General features: G+C 69.1%; 1 protein-coding gene. It reads left to right on the top strand.

The window, feature by feature from the left end; translation table 11 throughout:
• The coding region (locus ACFCZ1_RS38570) for an RNA-guided endonuclease TnpB family protein (RefSeq protein WP_376682920.1) at positions 1 to 1,058 on the top strand (1,058 nt) is incomplete at its 5' end.
• Positions 1,059 to 1,125: the final 67 nt, after the last annotated feature.

The following is a 1,125-nucleotide window of genomic DNA, read 5'->3' as shown; positions in this document are numbered from 1 at the left end:
CCCGTTTCAAGTCGAAGCGGAAGGCTCGCCTGGCGTGCAAGTTCACCACCGGCACCATCCGCCTCGATGACCGGCGGCATATCGTCCTGCCCCGCCTCGGCCGGATCCGCCTCCACGAGGACGTCCAGCCCCTCGTGGACGCGATCGCCGAAGGCGGGACGCGGATTCTGTCGGTGACGGTGCGGTTCGAGCGGGGCCGCTGGTTCGCGGTCCTACAGACCGAGGAACGTCAAACCATCGCCCCTGCCAACCGGCCTGGCACGGCGGTTGGGATCGACCTCGGCGTGAAGACTCTCCTCGTCATGGCGGACTCGGCCGGCGAGGTCCGCGAGGTCGCGAACCCCAAGCACTACGACCAGGCACTCACGCAGCTCCGGAAGGCCTCCCGGACCGTCTCCCGCCGACGCGGCCCGGACCGGCGCACCGGACAGGCCCCGTCCCGTCGCTGGGAGAAGGCCAACGCGGTCCGTAACCGCGTGCACCACCGGGTGGCGAACCTGCGGGAGAACCATCTCCACCAGGCCACCGCGCGTATCCCCGCCGAGTACGGCACCGTCGTGGTCGAGGACCTCAACGTGAAAGGCATGGTCCGCAACCGGCGTCTGTCCCGCCGTATCTCCGACGCGGCGTTCGGGGAACTGCGGCGCCAGCTCACCTACAAGACCCAGCGCCACGGTGGACGTCTGATCGTCGCCGACCGCTGGATGCCCTCCTCGAAGACCTGCTCCCGCTGCGGTGTGGTGAAAGCCAAGCTGCCCCTCGGCGTGCGTGTCTTCGAGTGCGACGCCTGCGGACTCGTCCTGGACCGGGACGCGAACGCAGGCCACAACCTGACCGCCCTCGCGGCGGCCAACCGTAAAACGGGTACCGGAGTGGCCGGAGACCCGGGCCCCGCCCTGGTGGTGGTGCCGAAGCCTCGTGGAGCCAAGCAGAAGACCCGCACCGCCCGAACCCGCAAGGGGACGGGCACGCGGGCAGCTGGCGCAACACCCCACCAGGGGACGGAAACGAGAGATCGTCGACAGGACACCAGGCGCGAGCAACTCGCGCTCTGGTGACACCGTCACGAACCTTCCGGACGGAAACGCCCGGAATACTGAGAGTCGCTGAGACTCGAAGCAACGG

The sequence above is a fragment of the Streptomyces sp. NPDC056224 genome (assembly GCF_042267665.1).
In the GTDB taxonomy this organism is placed as follows: Bacteria; Actinomycetota; Actinomycetes; order Streptomycetales; family Streptomycetaceae; genus Streptomyces.
The sequence above is the reverse complement of the archived record's forward strand: the minus strand, read 5'-3'. Positions and strand labels throughout refer to the sequence as shown.